The following is a 22,651-nucleotide window of genomic DNA, read 5'->3' on the forward strand; positions in this document are numbered from 1 at the left end:
GCACCGGTTGCTCGGAACCCATGCCGCGAGGTCGAGACGTTTGGACCCTGCCGGGCCAAGTCGACCCGCCTGAGTTGCTTGGGCGTCTTCTCGTCCTCGGCGAATTCGACGTTTTCGCAGGTCAACGCACCACTCGGCTCGTTAGCGTCGGAGGTCGTCGTGCGGGAGGATCGTGATGTTGCGCTGGCCTGTGGAGCCAATGCGAGCGGCCGGCGTCACCGAGCTGCCCGCCTCGGCTGCTGGGCGGGCGCGGTTCGAACCGAAATGGGACGGCTTCCGCGGACTCGTCTGGGTCGGTCAGGACGGCGTGCGATTGCAGTCGCGTCACGGCCGCGATTTGAGCCGTTTCTTCCCTGAGTTGTGCGCTGTGCTGGCTGATGAGCTGCCACCGCGGGTGATTCTCGACGGTGAACTGGTCATCTGGGATCACGCCCGAGGGCGGACCTCGTTCTCGCGGTTGCAGCAGCGCTTCACTGCCGGGCGCCGTATCGGGGCCGTGGCGGCGCAGCATCCAGCCCATTTCGTAGCTTTCGACGTGCTCCGCGACGGGCGCGGCCGGGAACTGCTCGATCAACCGTTGGCGGGGCGGCGGCGTCGGCTGCAGCGTCTGCTGGCCTCGTCGTGCCCGCAGCTGACCTTGTGCCCGCAGACGGGCGACGAGAAAACCGCGCGGTCATGGCTGGCGGGCTGGTCGACTTCGGGCATCGAGGGGTTGCTGGTCAAGCCCTCGCACAGCGGATATGACGTGGGCAGGGCCGGTTGGATCAAGATCAAGACGCGGCACACCGAGGAATACGTGGTCGGTGGGGTGACCGGCAGCATCGAGCAACCGATCTCGCTGCTGCTCGGCCGATTCGACGAACGTGGCGTGTTGCGCTTCCTCGGCCAGACACACCGCGTGCGTGCCGATCAGCGGCGCGAGCTGGCCGGACTGCGGCCGATGCCGTTTCGCGGCGACGGCTGCGGGCACCCGTGGCCCTGCCCGCTGCCGGCAGGCTGGACAGTCGACCTGGCCGAGCGACATGCACTGCCGTACCTGCCGGTCGAGCCGATGCTGGTCGCCGAAGTCGAGGCTGACATCGCCCGCGACGGCCCGTTCGCCCGCCTGCGGCACCGCTGCCGGTTCCTGCGCAGCCGCCCAGACCTCCGCGCTGACGACGTCGTCCGAATCCGGTACGAGGCGCCCGTCGCGGTATGAAGCCGGGCCGCAAGGCACGTTCGGCTGTGACGGACCGCCAGAGGCCCAGCCGGGGTGGGTACCCAGTGCGTACCAGAATGGTGCGGGCACCGATGCGCGCGGCGGCTCGAAGGTCCTTGCTCGTGTCGCCGACCACCCATGAACGCGAAAGTTCGAGGTTCAAATCGCGGGCGGCTTGCTCGTACCGGGCCGTATCGGGTTTGCGGCACCGACAGTCGGCGCCCGCGGCGTGGGGGCACAGATACAGTCCGTTGATCTTGCCGCCGGTTTCCTCGACCTGCCGCTCGAAGTCGGTGAACCAGGCCCGATAGTCCTCCTCGCGGAACATGCCGCGACCGATGCGGCCCTGCACGGTGGTGATGACGCAGACGATGCTGGCGTGGTGGAGCAACGCCAGGGCATCCAGGCATCGGGTAGTGGTCGTAGCGGAGCTTCGGCGGCATTTCGGATCGGGTGTGCGAGCGTGCCGTTGAGGTCGAGGCAGGCGACGGTGGGCACGCGCAGATCCTAGAGTGCTCCGTGTCACCACCGCCGCTCACACGAGCGAACCAGTACCGCCTCCGGGGGCAGCCCAATGGTGGTCTCGGGTTTGCGGGCGATGCCGGCGTAGGCGGCTACCTGCTGGGCCGAGGCCGGTGTGCTGGCCGGTTCGGGCCGCCACTGGCTGGCGACGGTCAGCCCTGGCGGGACGAATTCGAGGCCGTCGAAGAAACGTTCCACTTGCTCGTAGGTTCGGCTGGTGAAGTCACCGCGTCCGGGAACGTCCCGGTCGGTGAGCGCGGTAGCGGTTTCGGCTGGCAGGAGTTCGACGGTGGCATGTGAGAGCACGAGGTAGCTGCCGGGGGCGAGCCGGTCGAGCAGGTTGGTGACGACGGTGTAGGGGTCGTCGTGATCGGTGAGGAAGTGCAGGACGGCGACGAGAAGCAGTGCGACCGGCTGGGTGAGGTCCAGGGTGGTCTTGAGCGCGGGGTCGTCGAGGATGGTTTCCGGATGTCTGAGGTCGGCATCGATGAATTCGGTGCGGCCCAGGGGGTGGCTGGTGAGCAGGGCGCGGGCGTGGGTGAGGACGATGGGGTCGTTGTCCACGTACAGCACGCGCGCGTCGGGGGCGTGGCGTTGGGCTACTTCGTGGGTGTTGTCGGCGGAGGGTATGCCGGTGCCGATGTCGAGGAACTGGCGGATACCGGCCTTGGCGGTCAGCCAACGCACCGCGCGTTGCAGGAACCTGCGGTTCTCGATCGCCGCGGTGCGGATGTGCGGGAAGATTTTCTCGATCGCGTCGGCGGAAGCGCGGTCGGCGGCGAAGTTGTCTTTGCCGCCGAGCCAATAGTTGTAGCGGCGCGCGGGATGCGCGTCGCCGATGTTGATTCTGTTTGCCGACGTTTCACGAGACACGTGGTGGCGACCTTTCCGGGGATGTCGGAGGCGAGGTTGGTGTGCCGCTCACTCGTGCTGCGCCCGCGCGCACGGGTGAGCGGCACACCACTGGCAGGGCCGGTACGCACGGGGGTTGACAGACCGGCCCTGGACCGTGCGGCACCGAAGGGTTCGGTGCCGCGATGGCGGGGCGCTGCGGTGTTCGAGTCGCTGCAGCACCCCGACCCGCATCAGAAGGCGGAGGTGGCGAGGTCACCGACGGCGTGCCGCACGGCGATGGCGAGGTTGGCGATGGCGGTGGCCGGCGCGTCGGGTCCGGCTCGGGCGGGTAGCTCGTCGACGATGGTGTGCAGCAGGGTGTCGGCTTCGGCGGTGCTGTAGGGCAGTACGAGGCGGCTGTGCAGGTTCAGCGCCCAGATCAGCGCGCAGAGCCCGTCCAGGGCGGCAGTCGCGGTGACCGGGCGATACAGCCGGCGGGTGAACTGCGCGCGCACCCAGCCGCTGGTGGCTGGGTCGTCGAGCCGGTAGCGGGTGCTGCGTAATGTGCGGCGGTGCTCGATGACGATCCCGGCCGCGATGAGCGCGGCGAAGGTGCGTTCGTATAGGCGCAAGCTCGGGTCGCGTAGGACGTCGGTGATGCGCACGGCGTGCAGTTCGCGGATCATGTACAGCACCGAGGCGGTCAGCGGGTCGGTCGTGGTGAACGGGGACTCGCGGGTTCCGCTGCGGGATCCGGCGGCGTGCCGGGCGGTGCGGGTCGGCTCCTGCTGTCGGGGATAGACGTAGCCGTCGTCAATGGTGATGCTGTCGGACAGCATCAGATCAATCAGGGTGGCGCCGGCCAGCCCGATCCCGATGGCCCGGCGGTCGATCAGCGGGCTGAGATCGCGGTCGTCGTCGTGGGCCAGCACCCACAGTTGCTCGCGAACGGACTCGACGCTCGGCGCTATCACGGCCGCTCCAGGGTCAGCGCCCGCAACCGCCGATGGGCACCCCGATACGGTTGCGCGCCGTCGAGCAGGTGTTTGTCGATGGCGGCGGCGATGGTGTAGTCGGTGTCGACGACGTTGCCGACGTGCGCGCGTCCGGCCTGTGACAGCAGTTGGTAGGCGTCGAGCTCGTCGAGGCCGGTCAGGTCGGTGACCAGGTGTACGAGGTCGGCGTGCGCGGCCCGGTAGGCGTCTTCGAGGGGCCGCGCGACGCCGATGGACATGATCCGGGTATCGGTCTCCAGGCGCGGCCATGCGGTGGTGACGTCGGAGATGATCTCGACGGCGAGGGTGACGTCCATTGGTACTTCGACCGCGACGCCGCAGAGTTCTCCGTCGCCTTGGCGGGCGTGGCCGTCCCCTAAGGCCAGCAGGGCGCCGGGTTCGGACACGGGCAGGTAGAGGGTGGTGCCGGCTTGCAGGAGCGGGGTGTCGAGGTTTCCGCCGTGCGCACCGCAGACGATCGACGCCCGGACCTCTGCGGCCGCGGGGGCGACACCGACGGTGCCGAGCATCGGCGCAAGCGGCAGGTCCACGGTGTAGGCGCTGCCCCGTGCCGTGTACCGGACGATGCTGGCGCCGTGGTCGATGGTGTACTGCCACACCCGCTCCGGCAGCGCCGGGTGCAGCATGGCCGTGGTGTGTGTGCCGGTCAGCGCGCCGAAGTGCGGGAACGTGCAGGAGAACCCGATGGGGCTGGCCGGGGTTAGGCTGATGAGGTGCACGGCGAGGGTGTCGCCGGGCCGTGCGCCGTCGACGTAGAAGGGCCCGGTGACCGGGTTCAGGTAGGGGAACTGGCAGACCTGGCTGGGCAGGTCGTCGACGGTGCGGACCTTGCCGGCGAAGCAGTCCCAGGTCCGCACCCGGACCGGCACGCCCGGGGTGAGGGTGGCGATGGGTTTGCGGCCGCCGAAGGTGTAGCCGACAGTGTCGGCGGTGGCGTCGATGAGGACGGGCTCAGACATGGCGGGTCACCAGCCCGGTGTTGTCGCTATCGCCTGCGGTGGACGCGGCAGCGTCGGCGTCGAGGCCGGACAGGTGCGGGCGCCGCCCGGTCGCGATCAAGATCAGGAGCACGAGCACGCCGAGGCCAAGCCAGGCCCCGCCTACGCTTTGGGCCAGGATGTTGGCGTGCACGATGATCCCTGCCAGGATCGCCACACCCAGGAGAGGCAGGATCCACTGGCGTAGCGCCGGTCCGGCAGCCGGCCCCAGCCGTCGGCGGCGAGCGAGCACGGCCAGGTGCACCATGATGAATGACAGCAGGGCACCGAAGTTGACCAGGCTGGCCAGCAGAGTGATCCCGTCAGCGCGCGAGGCCATGTACAGGCCGAGGGCGAGGGACACGGCGGCGGTGAGCAGGATGCCGTTGGTCGGTACCGACCGGGCCACGGACACCTTCGCCAGGAACGCCGGGAGTTGCCGGTCGCGGGCCATCGCGTACAGCAGCCGGGAGGTGGCCACCTGAGCGACCATGTTGTTCGCCAACCCCCACGCCAGCGCTGTAGCCAGGGCGGTGAGGGTAGCCAGCCACGGCCCGGCCGCGACGCGTGCGGTGTCGAAGAACGCCGTCCCGGCCGGATCCCCGTCCGCGATCAGGGTGGCCGGGTCCTCGACCAGCAGGGCGGCGAGGAAGGTCTGCGCGATGAACACCAGACCGGTCACCCCAAGCGCGGCGATCATCGCCCGGCTTACCTGCTTCGCGCCGCCCTTCGCGTCCTCGGCCAGGGTGGACAGGGCGTCGAAGCCGAGGAACGACAGGGTCGCCACTGATGCGGCAGTCGCCAGAACGCCGAGCTGGAATTGGCCGCTGGTGTAGATCGGCTCCCACGAGAAGCCCCGGCCCCGGCCCCTCGCCAGCGCGATGAGCGCCGCGACGATGTAGATGGCGAGGATGATCAACTGCCCGGCGAGGAAGATGTTGTTCGACAGTCGGGTGGATTTGATGCCGAGCAGGTTCACGCCGGCGTTGACGCTGACGAAGATGACGATCCATGCCCAGACCGGCACCGCCGTCACGATCGAGTTCATCGCCATCGCCGCGATCAGCGACAACAACCCCGGGACCAAGACGTAGTCGAGCAGGATCGTCCACCCGGCCAGGAACCCCACCCAGGGGGCGATGGCCCGGCCGGCGTAGGTGTAGACAGAACCGGCCATCGGGTACGCCTGCGCCATCACCCCGTACGACGACGCCGTGACCATCATCGCGACCATGCCGATGAGATACGCCAGGGCGACCATGCCGGCGGAGGCTTGGAACACGCTGCCGAAGATGCCCATCGGGGCGATCACGACCATGTAGATCAGCCCGTACACGACTAGATGGCCGAACCGCAGGGTGCGTCTGAGTTCTTGGCGATAGCCGAAGCGTTCCAAGCTCGGTGCGCCGTCCAGGGTCTGCGCAGCCATCAGCGTGAGGCCTTTCTCTGCGAGGGGGAAGAGATCGGGAGGGAGTGAAATACGGATCGGCTTCGCGTGCCAGCGGGGCGAGCCACGGTGCCAATCGGTCAGTTAGCTGCGTGAGCCTGATCGTGCACAGAGACTTTCAACTCGGGCGTGTGCGCGACCCGACCGCAGTCGATACACCAGGTGCTCGCTCTCTTCGCCAAAACGAACCCACCGACGGCGCCGGCCAAGAAGGCGGCAAAGACGACGGCGATGATCATCGGAACTCCTCCCCTCTCTGTCCTGGGGCGACTCAACGACAGTCAGGCGGCTTGATCCGATGTCCTCGGGGCCTGCCTTCAGTGAATGACAATGCTGATGTGCGGGCCGACGAGGAACCCGATCGGCCGATCAGCTTGACCCGTCGGCTCCTGATCGGCTGGACCGATCAGTTCTGCCGATGAAGTGCAATCTCGAGGGTCCCTCTACGGGCATCCAGCGCTATCCTCCTGCTTACTCACAGCGGAGATCGGGGGGTGTTCATGAACGTCCAGCCAGGCTTCGAGGGCCCTGTCGACCCGTCGGTATGGCGGGAGCGCCCCATGCGGCTAGCGTTGGCTCGCCGTGATCTTGGCGCCGTCTTTCGCCTTCTGAGCCGACGTGGCGTCACACAACGTCAGATCGCAACCCTGACGGGGCAGGCCCAGTCTGAGATCAGCGAGATTCTCAGCGGACGACAAGTCATGGCGTACGAGCTTCTCACTCGCATCGCAGACGGACTTGGCATTCCGCACGGCTACCTTGGACTCAGCTATGACCCCGAGACGTCCGCAATCCTTGCCGCAGCAGCCGGCGGGTGCCCCGAGGGCGATGACGTCGACACAACACGGGAACTGATCGCCCACGCCGCGCAGGTCACGATGGGCGCTGCTCGGTTCGACGTAGAGCACTGGTCGTCTCTTGTGCCGCAGGAACAGACCCCAGGGCGGCGGCGAATTGACACCGTAGACGTGGAGCAGCTGGAGGGCATCACGCAGGTCCTGCGGGCGTTGGATGCCCGCAACGGCGGCGGATCATGCCGAGATGCGGTGCTTGCGCAGGTAGCCTGGGCCCAACGGGGACTTCTCGGGGCGGAGTGCACTGACGACGTTGACCGCCGCCGCCATCTTGCGATTGCTGACCTTCACAATCTCGCCGGCTGGGTCAGTTTCGACATCGGTCTCTACTCTTCAGCAAATCGCCACTACCAGCGCGCGCTGGAACAGGCGAGCCATGCGAAAGACGCTTCGCTGGTCGCCAACATCCTGTATCGCATGGGACGGCTTCACCTGCACCTGGTCGATACGGTCCCGTCGGCAGAGCGGGCAACGCAGGCACGGCTAGCGCTCAAGCTGTTCCAGCTCGGGCAGATCGCCGCCCAAGAGTCCGGCTGTGAAGTAACGGTCGCCATGCTCTGCACCAATGAAGCTGCTGCGTACGCCGCCCTGGGCGACGAGCGGCAGACGCTGCGGTCCCTTGGCCGCGCCCAGGACGAGTTCGCCCGCGGCGACCTTGCGACCGCAGCGAAGTGGGTGCGCTTCTTCGGCGTTGCGGATCTCAACGCCACTACCGGCGTCGCCCATGCCGCCTTGGCCGATCACCTGCCGGACCGCCGGCGAGACGCCATCGAAGCCCTGACCAGAAGTCTCGCTAGCCGGGGAACTGACGCCGCAAGAAGCCAAGCCTTCGAGCTCACGGCCCTGTCGAGCGTGCATCTTCTCGATGGAAACTTCGCCCACGGCGCGGCGCTGGGCGACCAAGCCGTGGCACTCGCCGAGCGAATTCGATCGACGCGAGTCGTGGACCGGCTGCTGCCGCTGCAACGCTTGGCGCGACGCTACGCAGGCAACTCCGACTGCCGGGAGCTCACCACTCGGATCGCAGGACTGCGCGCCGCATGACTACCGTCAGTCGCATGGCCGATGGCACCCTCAGTCCAGCCCGACTCAGCACCGTGCTTACGGAGGTCTGCGCCGCAACAGGCATCGACCCCAACGATGCTCAATTGATCAAATTCACCAACAACGCTGTGTTCCGTCTGCCCCACGCGGGGGCAGTGGTGCGGATAGCGGGGTCGACGGCGGTCGAGAACCGCGTACCGAAGGTCATCCAAGTAGCGACGTGGCTCGCCGAGCACGACGTGCCCGCAGTAAGGCTTCTCCCCGGTGTCAAACAGCCCGTGACAGTAGCCGGGCAGCTGGCGACAGTGTGGGAACTTGTGCCGTCAGTGGGGCCTGTACCCACAGGAACCGACATGGCGCGACTCTTGAAGCTTTGGCACGGACTACCGGAGCCGACGTTCACTCTTCCGACATGGAAGCCACTCGACTCGATCAGGGCCCGGCTCGCCGATCCAGATCTACTGCCGGCCCACGAGCATTCATTCTTGACTCGGCGCGCTGAGGAGATCGAAGAGGAACTCGCTGACGTGCAATTCGTCCTTCCTCAAGGCCCGATCTGGGGCGATGCCTTCCTCGGCAACCTGATTCCAGGGCTGTCCGGCCCAGTCGTGTGTGACTTTGACGGGTCCGCGTACGGTCCGCGGGAGTGGGACCTGACGCCAATCGCCGTTGGAGCAGTTCGCTTCAGCTACCCCAAGGATGATCATGCTTTGCTTGCCAAAGCGTACGACTTTGACGTCATGACCTGGAACGGCTTCCCGGTTCTCCGCCGTCTTCGGGAGCTTCAGCTGGTCACAAGCGTTATTCCGGTACTCCGGAGCAACCCCGGCCTACGTGAACAGTGGCGGCACAGGTTCGAGTCCCTTAGGAACGGCGACCCATCGCGCTGGACTCCGTACGCGTAGCCGCGCCGCTGGAGAATCGAGCCGACTCTTCGTCCGTGGTGCTGTTTCTGATCGCCGTTGCGGAATTCGTCGGGAGGGTTGCCGGACACCGCAGGACGGGTGAAAGGCCGGCGGCGTGATGCCGCGGGCGTCACCCGGCATCTCCGCTGCGGTCGATGTCGCTCCGGGCAGCGGCCTGGTGCTCGGCCAAACCGTTCCTCGGAGACTTCGTACAACGCCGCTGCGGCGCTGGTACGTCGCAGCGCGTCCTCCCTAGGGTTCATCCGTGCGTAGTCCTGGGATGTGTGCATGCCGCGGCAACCGCACATGGCGAGGACGGCACACGCGAGGTGGTGCAGCGGCCGGTCATGCCGGGGCTGTAAGCCGCTGCTGCGGGCAGCCGGCAACTACTCGTATGGGTGATGCCAGCTGTCACCGCCACGCGATGACGCGTCAGGGCAAGCCGAGCCACATCGCGAACTGCGTAAGGTCGCGGTTGGAACGGTGGTGCAGGCTGATCAGAACCCGCGTGGTCTCGCGGACCATCGGGTGGTAGCGGGTCTGCTCGGCAGCGATCTCCCGGGCCTGCTGCAGATCGTGCAGGGTGGCGGCCCGGTTGCCGGCCATGAGGTGCGCACGGGCCAGGTCAATGTAGTGGTGCCCAGCCCTGGTAGGTGGCATGTCAGGCGACGGCGCCCACTGGTCTGCGAGACGGATGGCGTCTTCGGGACGGCCGAGTTCGACGTGCGCGGCGGTGTCGTGAATGCGGGTGTTCTCGGGACCGAAATTCAGGTGATAATGGATCTGGTCGGTCGGGCCGATTTCGCCGGCGAGCCGGTACGCCTGGTCGAGGTGGTCGCGGACCGTGTCGTGGTCGCCGCGGCGAGAGGCCAGGGTGACCGCGCGCAGGTGCATGCTGCCGAGCAGCACCGTGGCCGCGGGACCGGCGGGGACGCTGCTGGCGGTGAGGTCGGCGCGGGCGCGGTCAAGCAGGTCGAGGCCGTGGTCGTAATCGCCGGCGGCCTGGAACGAGTTGACGCGGGTCCAGCGGGCCAGGGCCACGGCGAGCGGGTCGCCGGTCTGCTCGGCGGCCCAGCCGAGTTTGTGTTCGATGGACTCGGACAGGTCGGCGTGCCCGAGGCGATACGCCAGGCCGTGCGCGGCGTAGTAGGCCGAGACCAGCAAAGAGAAGGCGGCGCGCCGGTCGGCGGTGCGGGCGGCGTGCGCAGCCGCGGACACGGCCGCGATCACCGCGGGCAGGCGTTCGCCGAGCCGGGCGTAGCGGCCAGCCCGGCGCAGTTCGCCGATGTCGTGTACGTCGCTGTGCAGCTCGCTCAAGGGCCTGATCGCGATGTCGTCGTCGGGTGGCAGGTCGTAGGCGCGGATGACAGTGCGCAGCTCATCGATCGAGGCTTGGGCGGGCCCTTCGTGGTAGGGCTGGCCGTGTACGCGTTCGATGGGCACCCGCAGGGCGTGGGCGACGGCGGCGACGAGGGCGTGGCTGGCGGGCTTGTCGCCGATCTCGACCTTGGACAGCAGGCTCTTGGAAACGTTGGCGCGTTGGGCGAGCTGGCTTTGGGTGAGTCCTGCGGCTTTGCGCAGGCGGGCGATGTGGTCGCCGGTGCCTTCGCCGTCGGGGGCGGGGTCCGCCATCGGGTCCTCCCTGTGTCGGGGGGTCGTCACGTTCCAGGGTACGGGCAAACGCCCGGTGGGGTCAGGGGCGACGTCCAGTCAGGGCGGCGGCCATCACGTTCTCGCAGGTAGCGACCGCGGAATACAGATCGTCGCGGACTCGGGGTGCGGCGGCCGCCTGGTCGAGCCCGCAAGCGCGGACGGTCGCGGTGAGGTGCCGGCGGCCGGCGTCGGTGAGCGACATGGCGCAGGCGTCGCCCAGGACCTCGTGTGCGGCATACCCGTCGCCGCTGCGCAGAGCGAGCCGTTCGATCGTCGCGGCGATGCGCGACTGGGCGTCGCCTGCGGCGGCAAGTGCGTGAACGCACAGGCCGAGGCGGATGGCGAAAGCGGCTTCGTCGTCGCCGCAGGGCAGCTCCAGATAGCGGTCGAGCATCGTGGTGGCGCCATCGCCGATGGGCTGCGCGGCGGCGCGAGAGCAGATGACGTGCAGGCAGGCGGCGACCGCACGTTCCCACCCGCTCGGCGTCGCCGATTCGGCCAGCAGCCGCAACGCGATCGGCGCGTCACCGCGGCTGGCGTGGGCAAGGACCGCGACCTGTCGCCCGTCGAGCAGTCGCTGGCCGACGCCGTGGTGTTGTTCGACGTGATGCAGCGCCTGGGCCCAGTGTCCCGCGCGGGTGAGGGCGCGGGTGCCGTCGGCTAGCAGCACGGTCCACAACCACTGCACGAGCTCCCGGTGCGCGTCACGATCGGCCACCAGGTCTGCGAGGCGTACGGTGCGCCCGTCGATACTGGTGTCGGTGCGGGTCTTGACCGCCTCGAACAGGTCGGCGAGCAGGGTGTAGGCGGTGGCGCTGTCGCCCGCGCGGATGTGCAGCCGGGCCAGGTTGATCAGGGGTTGCAGGGCGAGTTTGGCGGTGGCCAGGTCGTACGGGCGGCCCGACTGGAACAGGTCGTGCTGCTGATGGCACAGCGTGCGGGCCTGATCGGGCAGGCCGCTGTCGCTGAGGATCAGGGCGCTGAGGTTGTGGGCCTGCGCGGCGGTGGTCAGGGCCTCGCCGCCGCTGGCCGCGGCCGCGCGGCGGGCCAGGTCGTGGACCCGGGCGACCCGCTCGGCGAGGGTCGCGCCGCGCGGCTTGGGCCGCGGCACCAGCGGGAAGCGGGTGGCCACCGGGTCGAGATGCGGTGCCTGCGCGGTGAGGTCGCCGCGGGCAGGGCTGAGACTGATCATCGGGTGATCCTTCCGTCGTGCGGTCGGCTCCCTTGTCGTGATGCGCGGCTACCAGGTGATGGTGAGGCGGGTGTCGGGTCGCAGGATCCCGTCCGCTGCGGCGGGCTCGTGGGTGTCTGCGGCGCGGCGGTGGGCGGTGATGCGGGCGACGGTGGCCTGGTCGCGCTGCCATTGCTGGAGCAGGTCGGTGAGCCGACCGGCGAGGTCGGCAGCGTCGGGGCCGTGCGCGATGACGCCGAGCTCGGCGGGGTCGCCGCGGTGGGGCCGCAGGGCAAGATAGGCGAGGTTGTAGTCGTCGTAGAGCGCAGCGCCGCCCCAGCGCAGGGCGGGGTTGAGCAGCCCGGCCTCGCGGGCTTCGGGTGCGACCGAGAGCCGCCCGAACCGGTCCTTGGTGTGGGTGGCCAGCCACAGGTCGAGGTGCTCGACCGGGTCGACGTCGGCGGTCTGGATGCCGGTCCACTGTTCATGGGCGGGCAGGGTGAGCGTATGGGTGAGCGCGGCCTGGTCGGCGTGGTCTGCGGCCTCGACGTGGAACACAACGTGCTCGCCGAGACGCACGTGGGCCTCGATCGTTTCGCTGGCGCCACGCAGCGGGACGAAGCCACACACGTACGCCGAGGTGCTGATGAGGCGGTCGGGGTCGGCCAGGTCGAAGGCGATGACGCGGGTGAGGCCGCTGCCGTGCAGACGCAGCGGCACGACCAGCCGGCCGCCGGGGGCGAGTTGCTGCCACCAGGCGTGGACCAGGTCCCAGGATCCGGCGGTCACGATGATCCGGTCGTACGGTGCCCGGTTCGGGTGGCCGAGGGCGCCGTCGCCGCAGATCACCTGGACAGCGTGGTCATAGCCGGCTCGGAGCAGGCTGGCGCGGGCGCCGTCGGCGAGGTCCTCATCGAGCTCGATGGTGACCACGGAGCCGGTCGGGCCGACCAGCTCGGCGAGCAGGGCGGCGTTGATGCCGGTCGCCGCACCTATCTCCAGGACGCGATGTCCGGGTCGCACGTCGAGCTGCTCCAACATGGTGGCCACGAGTTTCGGGCTGGATGCCGAGGACAGGGCGCTGCCGTCGTCGGCGCGTTTAGTGACGACGGGGCGCGGCTGGTAGGCGGTTTCCAGGTCGACGCCCGGTAGGAACAGGTGCCGGGGCACGGTACGGAATGCCGCCTCGACCTGCGGTGTCTTGAAGACGTTCCAGCCGCGGATGTAGTCGGCCAGCGCGTGGCGTAGCCGCTCGGCGTCGCGCGGCTGCGCGGTGTCCGTGGTGGTGTCGGCGCTCGGTTGGCTGCTCACCGGCGCGACTGTAGCGGCCTGCTTGCTCGGCGGTGGGCTGCTGAGTTTCGGGGCGGGGGTGAATTGCTGCTGAAAGGTGATACGGCTGATGGCGGTGGCCAGCAGGTGCTGGTCGGCGGCGGCGACGCCGTGGCGGTTGAGGGCGAAGATCAGGTGGTGGGTGAGGACCGCGCGCAAGCCTCGGGTGAGTTCGCCGCACTGGGCAAGGCGGGCCAGGGCGAGCCCGGCGTGCTCGAACGCGGCCGGCCAGCGGGTGGCCTCGGTGAGCGGGCTGTCCGGGGTGTGGACGGTGGCGGTGATCAGCCGGCGCACGTCACCCACGAGCGCCGGCGGCGGTTCGACCGGCCGCTCGGGGACGCGGTGCGCGGCGAGCCGGGTCCAGATGTCGCCTTGCTCGTAGAAGTCCTGCCCGGCCGCCCGTAGCAGCCGGCTGCCAAGGATCAGGGCGAGTTCGCGGCGGTGGTCGGTGCGGGCGTGCGCAAGGTGCTCGAGCAGGTGGCGGCTGTCGGCGTGGAACAGGTCGTGGGCGATGTCCATGGCGGCGACGCCGCCGAACGCGTGGATCTCCGGTTCGTACACCACCAGCGCGCAGCTGTGCACGCCGTCGGCAGCGGCGAGGGTGGCGATGAGTTCGTCGACCGGGGCGGTCTGCGGGGCCGGTCCGGGTCGTAGCCGCAGGCGCCAGGTGGCACCTTTGCGGACGAACCACCAGCGGGAGACGCCGCCGGTGGCCTGGACAGTGGCCAGCCAGGGCCACAGGTGGGTCACGGCGATCGCCTCGGCGTGCTGCCAGTCGGTGCTGGTGATGTTGAGCTGGCGCCAGCCGGCGTCGGGGTCGCTGTCGAGCATGGAGGCGGGGTTCCTTCCCGGGGTTAGTCGAGCAGCAGGCAGGCGGTCCAGGCACCGGGGGTGCCGGCGGTGAGGTGGTGCAGGGCGAGCGCCACGCCGGCGCGGCCGTCTACCAGGCCGGGCAGGTCGTCGGACAGCGGGTCACGGGCGTGGGTCACCAGCCGGTCGAGCAGCGCCGGTAGATGTGCGCCGATGGCGGGGGAAAGCGCGTCGGTGTGCATCCGCCAGGCGGTCAGGGCGAGCCCGGCCCAGCCGTGGCAGATCGCCGGGTCGACGATCTGCGCGAGCTGGTCGGGGTCGGCTAGGCATCCGGCAAGGGCCTGTTCGGCGGCCTGCTGCCGGTCGCGGTCGTCGAGCGCGATGCCGGCGAGCTGCTGGGCACGGGCCAGGCCGGGGGTGCCGTAGCACCAGGAGGGACGCCCTGGCCCGGCCGGCGACCGGCGACCGGTGTGCAGGTCGGCGACGTCGACGTGCGGCGGCCACGATGACCCGGTCGGGGTGTCGCGGCGCCACCGGTCGAGCCAGTCGCAGATGCGGGTGAGGGCGTCGGCGTGGCCGTCGACGGTGATGCCGTGGCGCATCGCGAGGCTGAGCAGGGCGAGCGGCCCGGCGATGCCGTGGGCCATGCCGAGGTTGCCGTGCCCGCCCGGCCAGCGAGGATCACGGCGTCCGTACGGCCCGTCCGGGCTCCACCAGCCCGGCGCGTGCAGTCCGGCCTGGTCGTCGACGGGCAGGGGCTCGCTCAGGCGCACCAGGTAGGCCAGGACTCGACGGATCAAAGCGCCGTGCGGGTGGCGGTGCAGCAGGTAGGCGCCGAGGCCAGTCAGCCCGCGGACCAGGTCGTACTCCGCCACCGCGGGCCGCACCGTGGCGGCGAGCCGGGCGTCGGCGTCGGCCAGGCGGCGCGACACGAGCCGGGCCACGGCCTCGTCGAGCCGCGCCAGGGCCTGCGGGTGCTGCCGGGCGGCGGCGGTGTGCACGGCGAACGCCACCGCGGGCGCGCCGAACCACAAACCCGCCTTCGGTCCGGCGGAGAGGTCCTCGCGGGTGGCTCGGGCCAGCCACGCATGCACCCGATCCTTCGGGCCGTCGCCGTTGCGGGCGCGTTCGGCGTGCAGGATCGCGACGCCCGCCGCCCCTTTCGACAGCGACTGATCGCGCCACCGGCGGCTGTCCGGGCCGTCGACGCCCAGATCGATCGCCAGTGGGGGAGCGGCCAGGATGTCGGCCAGCTCCGCCGCGGCGGTCACCGCGGCGCGGCGCGGCCCGTCGACACCGGGGCGGGTCGGCGCCGTCATCGGAACTGCCCCGCGTTCGCGGTGCGGCGGCACGTGGCCGCCAGCGCGACGGCGCGGGCCAGCCGGTACGTGAGCGCCTCGGTGTCGGCGTCGACGCCGTGCACGCGCACGTGGTGCAGGTGCAGCAGCGAGGTGAGCACCGAGGAGGCGGTCACGTGGGTAGGCGCGGCGGCGAGCTGGTCGGCGTAGCGGGCCGCGGCGTCGCGCCGCAGTTTCCAGGCTGCCGCGAGCAGTGACCCGTCGGCCAGCAGCTGAGATGGCACGGGATCCGAGCCGAGACCGGCGAGGGCGATGGTCTGCCGGCGCAGGTCGCGATCGCGATGTCGCCCCTGTCCCGGGGTGTCGGGCTCGGCGCGGTGCTGGAGCAGCCAGCGCATCGCCGCGGGCCGGCCACCCGTCACGGCGGCCGCGAGGTCGAGCAGGCTCACGGCGGTCAGCGCGTACGGATGCACGTCCCGCTCGACTTGGACGGTGGTGAGCTGGGCGAGGGTTGCCGCGGAGTCGGCGGCGAACACCTCCTCGGCTGCGGTCAGCGCCGCCGCGGCGCCGTACCGGGCGGTTTCCGGGTGATATGTGTCGAGGCTGATGTCGCCGAGCAGGCCGTGGCGGCGCAGCTCGCCGGCCCAAGCCCAGACCCGGCCGGCGGCCTCGGCGTAGGTGGTCGCGGCGTCGACCCGGATGCGTAGCCGCAGGTGCGGCGCCGGATGGCGGTAGCGAAGGAACCACCACACCGGCGGCTGGTCCCACTCGGCCAGCAGCTTCGGCAGGTGCCGGGTCAGGATCATGTCGGCGGTGTCCGGGTGGCAGTGCAACTTGGCGAACAGCACCCGCCCAGCGTCGTCGGTGTCGTCGCCGGTCAGCAGGGGGAGCGGCCGTACCCGGCGCACCGCGGCCGGTGCGGGGGCCGGAGACCCGGTGCGCGCCAGCGGCACGAGGATCTCGTGGGCGCGGTCGCCGATCCAGCCGTGCTCGTCCGGCCGCGCCGTCTCCGTGACGGTGATCGGGCCGGTGGTGGCGTCGATGTGGGCGCGCAGCACCCCGGCGTCCATCGCCTCGTCCAGGTCCAGCCGCAGTTGTTGATCGCCGGTGCCCACGGCGACGTACGCAGGCCAGTGGAGTCGGTGCCGTAGCACCGTCAGCGCCGTCCTCCATTCGTGCAGGGTGGCGCTGCGGGCCGGGAGTTCGGCGGCAGTGATCCGCCAGCGGGCCGGGCACAGCACGCTGCGCCGATACCGCAGCCGGGGCAGGAACGGCAGACCGGCGGCCGCGCCCCAGTCGAACATCGTCACCCGGCCCGTGTGGGCCTGCGGGATCTCGACGAGCAGCCGGGCCAGCGGCGGCATCGTGTGCCGCGCCGCCGCGCAGGTCAGCACCGGTTCCACCACCCGGCGCCGCGACAGCGACACCACGTACATCCGTTTTGCGTCGGCGGTCACCGCCAGGTCCTCCAGCGGCAGTCCGCTCGGCGCCCCGTCGGGGTGCTCGGCCAGCGTGATCACCGCGTCCAGGGCGCGCGGTGCCCGCAGCACGTTCTGCGCGTGAAGCCGATGCGCCGGGAATGACACCTGCGCTGCCATGGCACCGTCGACCTCGGTCGGGAGCCGGGTGTAGCAGTCGCGCATCCGAGCCTGGTCGTCGCCGGGAAGTGCGGCGAGGAACCGGCCGCTCGTGGCAAGCGCCGATCGACCGATCCCGGTGACCGCGAGCGTGAACGCGCCCTCCCCGACGTCCCCGAGGCGGGCGGCGCGGATCTCGGCGCACACGTCCACATGCGCCGGCGTCGCCGGGCCCGCTCCTTGGGCCCGGCTGAGCTCGCGGAGCAGGTCGTCGTCGACGACCACCTCGATCTGCCCGTCGCGGGCCGCGCGCTGCGCCACCGCGAGCAGATGTTCATCGCGGACCGACAGCGCCTCGCGGCGTTGCTGTCCGTCCGGGGCGTAGTGGCGGGGGTAGCCGATCCCGGCGACCGGGTCGACCAGGCGCTCGACCGCTACGACCGCGCCGTGGCCGAAGCGGGCTAGGAACCGCCGGTGATAATCGCGCCACCCGGGGTCAGCGGCCGGGGCAAGCCGCAGCAGCGCGTCGCCGGCGGCCGCCACCTCGTCGGCCACCATCTGCGGCAGTTGCACCGCGGCGGCGAGCCGCAGATCCACCACCAGCGGCTGCTCCACCGCCGCCAAGGTCCGCATCCGTTGCGCCGCCTGTGAGCGACCCGTACCGTCCCGCCACGGCTGCTGGTCGGCGGCCTGCAACAGGCTCTGCACGGCGCCGAGCTCGTGGACGAGCGGCGCGACGCCGGCAATCTCCTCAGCGTGCACCTGCGACAGCCGCCGCAGGAGATACGCGAGCCCGTCGATGCTGGTCGAGGGGGCCCGCAAGCTGCTGATCAGTGCCCCGCACTCCAGCAGCTGCGCCACCAGCGCGTCGACGTCGCCGACGGCGATACCTGGGCGTCCGGTGGCGACGTCGCAGATCAGCGCGTGGACCGCGACCGGCGTCCGGGCCGCCTGCAGTACGGCGTGCACGCCCCTCCGGTGGGGGACCGAGACCTCCACCCGGGTACCGCGAACCCGGTGATGACCGCTGGCATGCGGCTGCCACGGCACCACCAGCCGATCACCCCGCGGATACGCGAGCGTGTTCACCACCACCGACAGCCGATGACGCAGCGGCGCAGAATCCTCGAGCTGGGCGATGATCGCGGCGAGCCAGGCCGCGTCCGCACGGGTCACCGTGCGGTGCTCGTCGGTCCACGACACCGACGCACTCACGCCGAACCGCAGCGCGCTCACCCCCGCGAACAGCCCGAACGGGGTAGCCCGACGACGGACCCGCACCAGATACCGGGCCACCGACGTCACCAGCCGTCGCACCTGGGCGGGCTCCGGCGTGTGCCCCTGGCGCACAGCCTCGATGCGGCCGGCCACTACCGGGCTGGCTGTCGTGATCGCGGCTGCGATGTCCGGCTGGGACCACACCCCGACCAGCCACGCGCGCCAAGGCGCCAGGTCCGAACCGGCGTCCGAGACGGGCCACGGTCGCTCCCGCCGCGTGTCGGAGGTATGCACACTGGCGCGCAGTAAAGGTGCATCGACCGGTTCGTAACCGCCCAGCAAGCGCCTCACCACGACCTCCTCACCCTCGTCACTACGCCACGGACAGCGAACCGGGCCTTCTCCGGCGGCGGACGACCACCGCCGGAGAAAGGCAACGGCGGTCAGCAGTCGCTACCGCGGACGGTGTCGCACCCGTCGTCGGTGTTAGCCAGCAGCACCTCAGCCACCGGTCCGACCTCGACGATCCGCACATCCAGCGGCGCGAAGTCGTCCTCGTCCGGCGTGACCTGGGGAACCTGCGGAGTCATAGCACTCTCCTGTCGTAGCGGATGGTGAACCCAGCTAAGCGGACAGTGAGGCTGCGGAGTTTCACTGATGTTGCACTCCAGGAAGACGCGGGGGGCCCGGGCGCATGTAGTCCTCACCGCTGGCGGCGAACTCAGTGGCGGACCCTCAAACCGAGCTTGTCGACGGGGCCGGGAGGGCAGTCCATCCGCGTGCCCGCCGGGTCCTTGGACATCACTTAGAGTCACGGTCGGATGTGGAGATCTGGGCAGTCCACATGCCCCTGGGGGCCAGCCTGGCTCCGGTGACGTCGGCGTCCGCAGCCCACCTCGACAGCAGCGAGTGATGCACATCACACCCGATCGGGGGCGGCTGTCCAGGCAGCCACACGGGTTCAGAGCTCCGCCGGGAGCTCCCTCAGATCACTCCGCCTCCCGTCCGACCGCCTTGATCAGCGCCACCGGAGACCGGGGGCAGGGGGACGACACCGCTGGTGGGACCCCCGTCGGGACGTCTTGGTGCTCACCGCCAGCGTCTACCCGGGGTTCGTCTCCACAGTGACCACGTGCACGGCCCTGTCCGCGTATCCGAGCAGCGGCAGGGCCGATCCTCCGTCGCTCAGCTTCGGCGGGTCAGGCACACCGGGCCTCCCGACCGCCGTCCTCCGAACCGGCTGGACAGGCGGAGCCCCGCCACCCGCTCGACGCTCACCGCTGACGGAACGTGGCCCGGCCGCGTTGGCGGCGCTGGCAGTCCACAACCGAGCCTGACTCACCCTCCGAGGCTCAATTCGAGCCCAGCGAGCGGTTCACTCGCTTTCCGCCCGAACGCCGAACTCGCTTCGGCCAACTCCATGGGGACTACTGAGTTTCGCTGTTCCTGCGACCAGGCCAGCCACGTCGCTCCACTGGCTACCTCGGATTCGCAGTTTGTCGACCCACGGTCTTGCTGTCTTCGATTCTCATCATCGAACAGACAGGCGGCAGGCCGGGGCCGGAAGCACGACCGAAGCGCCTCCGGACCACGACCGGGCTCCGCCGGCCCTCCGGGCTCCTAGGGCCCGGACCTCGCGAACTCGGACCCCCGCGGTCCGGACCCCGCGGACTGGACCCGGCGGACTCGGACTCCTGCACACTCGGACCCCCGCGGGCCGGACCCCCGCGGGTCGGACCCTTGCGGACCAGACCGCGGACCGCGGACCCTGCCCGGTCGTCTCCATCGGGGCCCTCTCGCGGTCGGGTCGGTCTTGGTCGGTTGCCTCGGTCAGCCGTCTCGCGGTCGGTCGTCTCGCGGTCGGTCGTCTCGCGGTCGGTCGTCTCGCGGTCGGTCGTGTCCGTCTCGCGGTCGGTCGTCTCCGTCTCGGTCGGTCTCCGCTCGGGGGACATGTTGACTACGGATCGGACGGGCCGACGGCCCAACGGGTCGGCCCACGGAGCGGCCCAACGGGACGGCCCAACGGGACGGCCCACAGAGGCGGCCCAACGGGACGGCCCACAGAGCGGGGGTGGCCAGCGGAGGGGCGGAGGTTGGCCAGCGGAGGTGGTGGAGGTTGGCCAACGGGGGTGGCCAGCTGAGGGGTGGAGGTTGGCCAGCGGAGGTGGTGGAGGTTGGCCATCGGAGGTGGCCAGCGGAGGGGTGGAGGTGGCCATCGGAGGGGGCCGGAGGTGGCCAGCGGAGGGTAGAGCAGTGCACCGGTACGCAGCTCACCGGTACCGAGCTCACCGCTGCGCAGCTCACCGGTACCGAGCTCACCGCTGCGCAGCTCACCGGTACCCAGCTCACCGGTACCCAGCTCACCGCATGTGCCGCCGGTACCCAGCTCACCGGTACGCCGGGGCACGTGCCACCGGTCAACGGAGCAAGTGCCGCCGGCACGGAGAGCGGAGGTCGGCCAGCGGAGGTGGTGGAGGTTGGCCAACGGAGGTGGCCAGCGGACGGGTGGAGGTTGGCCAGCGGAGGTGGTGGAGGTGGTGGAGGTGGTGGAGGTGGCCAGCGGAGGTGGTGGAGGTGGCCAGCGGAGGTGGCCAGCGGAGGTGGTGGAGGCTGGCCAGCGGAGGTGGCCAGCGGAGGGGCGGAGGTGGCCAGCGGAGGTGGCCGGAGGTCGGCCCAACGGGACGGCCCACAGGACGCGGCCCAACGGGACGGCCCACAGGACGCGGCCCAACGGGACGGCCCACAGGACGCGGCCCAACGGGACGGCCCACAGGACGCGGCCCAACAGGACGGCCCACAGGACGCGGCCCACAGGACGGCCCAACGGGAAGGGCCGTCGTCTCCGCCTCGCGGTCGGCGTCTCCGTCTCGCGGTCGGTCGTCTCCCGGTCGGTCGTCTCCGTCTCAGTCGGTCGTCTCGCGGTCGGTGGTCTCCGTCTCGGTCGGTCGTCTCGCGGTCGGTGGTCTCCGCCTCTTGGGGTCCGGTCCACGGGGGCCCGGTCCACGGGGCCCGGCCCACGGGGGGCCCGGACCACGGGGGCCCGGACCCGGTCTCCCGCCCGGACACTCGGTGGGCCAACTGTGCAATCTGCGGCCGGTATCAAAATCTGCTGGCCGAGCCTCATCGAATCGAAGCTGGGCCTGCGAATCAGTTCGACGCAAGTTCTACAGCTTCAGCTATAGAGAACTGCTTAGCGGAATCGTCGCGCAGAAAATCCTGCAGTCGACGGACTCCACTCAGCCGTGTGTGCCGTAAGGAAGATTTCGGTTTCCCTCGCCAAAACGGCATCGGAAGAACTACGATAAAAGCAAGAAGGGCCAGCCCTTTCGGGCTGGCCCCTCTACTGGTCCATCTAGTTCAGAGACGTTTGGCCGCGACGATGAACTTGATGGTGGCGGCGAGGGCGCTCACCACGAAGATGCTGGTGGGCGCCTCGTTGCGGACACTTTCGATGATCACGACTCCCAAGTCGAGCCCGGCGGCCGCAACGGCGAGGCGCCAGTAGGGCGACCTAACCTCGGAGGGACGATCGGACTTCCGGGGCTTCGAGGAGCGACTCTCGCACACCTTAAAGTATTCCTTTCTTCTGGCCGCGTGACGGGGCAACTCCGCACCGCCCTTGTGCGACCTCGGGGTGATTCCCTGGCCGCCTCTCAACAGTGACAGAAAGGGCTTTCCCTTTCCAGTCGCGCCTGGCGCCGGAATGACTGACGTCGCAAGTTCCCGTGTGCGCCCGACCCGGAGTTCATCCACGGCCTTGGGCCGAATAGCGACAGCCAATAGTCGATCAAGGCGTCGCTATAGTTGCGCAGAGTGTGCATGCGCCGCTTCCGCCACTGACTCTGGTCGCAGCCTTCCGGATCCCGCTGGGACCACCCGTCTCCTGATCCCGTACCCGCCTGAGGGCCGGCGACGAGCAACACCTCACCGCCTACCACCCCGCCCAGCACGGGCGGCCGTCATGCTCGACGTAGCCCAAGGCCACCGCAGAGCACCTACGCGGCAACCCTCACCGCTCTCTTGACCGACCTCCACCGCTGGCCGGCGCTGCCGGTGGCCGTACTGCACAGTCGGCAAAGGGGCGGCTCACGGCCACCGTCGCGATCCTGACCATCAAACGCGGTGGGAAGACACTGCCGCGGTCAGGATTTCAGGGCGGTAGCCCGGGAGCGGCAGAGGGCAGTTGCCCGGGGGAACACTCGAGGGACAGGGCGTTGGCCCGGCGTCACCGGAATCACACGACTTCAAGACTTCCCAGGTCAACGATGTGCCGCGGGAGGCTCGTACCGGAGCGCCACTCTCCACAGTGCGCTAAATGACAGCAATGTTCGCATCGATCACGGAGCATGAAGATCCGCATCGAGCACGACGAGTGAGCGAAAGGAGCCGATGCGTTCGGCCCACAGCGCAACCAGCAGTACCTCTGGCCGGTCCTGGGCATCAACCCTGCGCACCAGCCACATGCCATCGGGGGAGGGCATCATGCGCCACTGGCGTAATCGTTTTTTCGAAGCACTGACAAGCTGCCGATCCGCTGCCAGCCGTAGGTCAACGACACACTCGCGACCCGGGCAGCGGCCGTCTCTTGACACTGCCGCGCGGACCCTGCGTGCGGAGAACACGCGGCTTCTCGGCCTTCCAGCGCAGTACCGTCCGCGCAGCACACTGGTGGACTACTTCCCGCAGCGGTAACCCGGGCTAGCTGTGCTGTCCAGGGAGGTTGGTCGAGGTTGTGTGACGAGTTGATCTGAGCTCTGGACGGGTGAAGGCCTCCGGTTGTGGAGTGGAGCTGTCTAGG

General features: G+C 69.9%; 14 protein-coding genes and 2 pseudogenes. 4 read left to right on the forward strand and 12 right to left on the reverse strand.

Annotation, left to right across the window (positions count from 1 at the left end; translation table 11 throughout):
- The first annotated feature begins 175 nt into the window (after nt 1–175).
- Nucleotides 176–1,198, forward strand: a complete 1,023-nt coding sequence (locus AB0368_RS33365; protein WP_366157996.1) for an ATP-dependent DNA ligase — start codon at nt 176–178, stop codon at nt 1,196–1,198.
- Nucleotides 1,199–1,271: 73 nt separating this feature from the next.
- Here AB0368_RS33365 and AB0368_RS33370 read toward each other — a convergent pair.
- The 6 genes and pseudogenes from AB0368_RS33370 to AB0368_RS33395 form a co-directional block, all read right to left on the reverse strand.
- Nucleotides 1,272–1,727: pseudogene (locus AB0368_RS33370) on the reverse strand (HAD-IIIA family hydrolase); the annotation flags it as partial.
- Nucleotides 1,721–2,593, reverse strand: a complete 873-nt coding sequence (locus AB0368_RS33375; protein ID WP_366157997.1) for an SAM-dependent methyltransferase — start codon at nt 2,591–2,593, stop codon at nt 1,721–1,723. The gene AB0368_RS33375 and the pseudogene AB0368_RS33370, both read right to left, overlap by 7 nt.
- A gap of 212 nt (nt 2,594–2,805) precedes the next feature.
- Complete coding sequence (locus tag AB0368_RS33380) at nt 2,806–3,528, reverse strand: GPP34 family phosphoprotein (RefSeq protein WP_366157998.1); 723 nt, start codon at nt 3,526–3,528, stop codon at nt 2,806–2,808.
- Nucleotides 3,525–4,529, reverse strand: a complete 1,005-nt coding sequence (locus tag AB0368_RS33385; RefSeq protein ID WP_366157999.1) for an acetamidase/formamidase family protein — start codon at nt 4,527–4,529, stop codon at nt 3,525–3,527. The genes AB0368_RS33380 and AB0368_RS33385 overlap by 4 nt, the downstream gene beginning before the upstream one ends.
- Nucleotides 4,522–5,976 carry an APC family permease gene (locus AB0368_RS33390; RefSeq protein WP_366158000.1) on the reverse strand — a complete coding sequence of 485 codons (1,455 nt, stop codon included), beginning with the start codon at nt 5,974–5,976 and terminating at the stop codon, nt 4,522–4,524. Before AB0368_RS33390 ends, AB0368_RS33385 begins: the two co-directional genes overlap by 8 nt.
- Nucleotides 5,977–6,074: 98 nt before the next feature.
- Entirely contained in the window at nt 6,075–6,233 is a 159-nt protein-coding gene (locus tag AB0368_RS33395) for a hypothetical protein (protein ID WP_366158001.1), read from the reverse strand.
- 261 nt (nt 6,234–6,494) lie between these two features.
- Here AB0368_RS33395 and AB0368_RS33400 point away from each other — a divergent pair, with 261 nt between their 5' ends.
- Together AB0368_RS33400 and AB0368_RS33405 are read left to right on the forward strand one after the other, a co-directional pair.
- Nucleotides 6,495–7,892, forward strand: coding sequence for a helix-turn-helix transcriptional regulator (locus AB0368_RS33400; RefSeq protein WP_366158018.1), 1,398 nt, complete (start codon nt 6,495–6,497; stop codon nt 7,890–7,892).
- Between the two features lie 14 nt (nt 7,893–7,906).
- Nucleotides 7,907–8,797, forward strand: a complete 891-nt coding sequence (locus tag AB0368_RS33405) for an aminoglycoside phosphotransferase family protein (protein WP_366158002.1) — start codon at nt 7,907–7,909, stop codon at nt 8,795–8,797.
- A 432-nt stretch (nt 8,798–9,229) separates the two neighbouring features.
- On the opposite strand, the gene AB0368_RS33410 is transcribed toward AB0368_RS33405, so the two are convergent.
- The 6 genes from AB0368_RS33410 to AB0368_RS33435 form a co-directional block, all read right to left on the reverse strand.
- Nucleotides 9,230–10,429, reverse strand: coding sequence for a helix-turn-helix transcriptional regulator (locus tag AB0368_RS33410; protein WP_366158003.1), 1,200 nt, complete (start codon nt 10,427–10,429; stop codon nt 9,230–9,232).
- A 61-nt stretch (nt 10,430–10,490) separates the two neighbouring features.
- Nucleotides 10,491–11,642: a hypothetical protein gene (locus AB0368_RS33415; RefSeq protein ID WP_366158004.1), complete on the reverse strand. Its 1,152-nt coding sequence runs from the start codon at nt 11,640–11,642 to the stop codon at nt 10,491–10,493.
- A 48-nt stretch (nt 11,643–11,690) separates the two neighbouring features.
- A complete protein-coding gene (fxlM, locus tag AB0368_RS33420; RefSeq protein WP_366158005.1) occupies nt 11,691–13,781 on the reverse strand; it encodes a methyltransferase, FxLD system in 2,091 nt (696 codons plus the stop codon).
- 23 nt (nt 13,782–13,804) lie between these two features.
- Complete coding sequence (locus AB0368_RS33425; protein ID WP_366158006.1) at nt 13,805–15,079, reverse strand: lanthionine synthetase C family protein; 1,275 nt, start codon at nt 15,077–15,079, stop codon at nt 13,805–13,807.
- On the reverse strand, nt 15,076–18,204 hold the full coding sequence (locus tag AB0368_RS33430) for a lantibiotic dehydratase (protein WP_366158007.1): 3,129 nt from the start codon (nt 18,202–18,204) through the stop codon (nt 15,076–15,078). Before AB0368_RS33430 ends, AB0368_RS33425 begins: the two co-directional genes overlap by 4 nt.
- Before the next feature lie 92 nt (nt 18,205–18,296).
- A complete protein-coding gene (locus tag AB0368_RS33435) occupies nt 18,297–18,443 on the reverse strand; it encodes an FxLD family lanthipeptide (RefSeq protein WP_366158008.1) in 147 nt (48 codons plus the stop codon).
- Nucleotides 18,444–20,020: 1,577 nt separating this feature from the next.
- Here AB0368_RS33435 and AB0368_RS33440 point away from each other — a divergent pair.
- Nucleotides 20,021–20,206: pseudogene (locus AB0368_RS33440) on the forward strand (pentapeptide repeat-containing protein); the annotation flags it as partial.
- Between the last annotated feature and the right edge of the window lie 2,445 nt (nt 20,207–22,651).

The sequence above is a fragment of the Actinoplanes sp. NPDC051475 genome, from assembly GCF_040689425.1.
Taxonomy (GTDB): Bacteria; Actinomycetota; Actinomycetes; order Mycobacteriales; family Micromonosporaceae; genus Actinoplanes.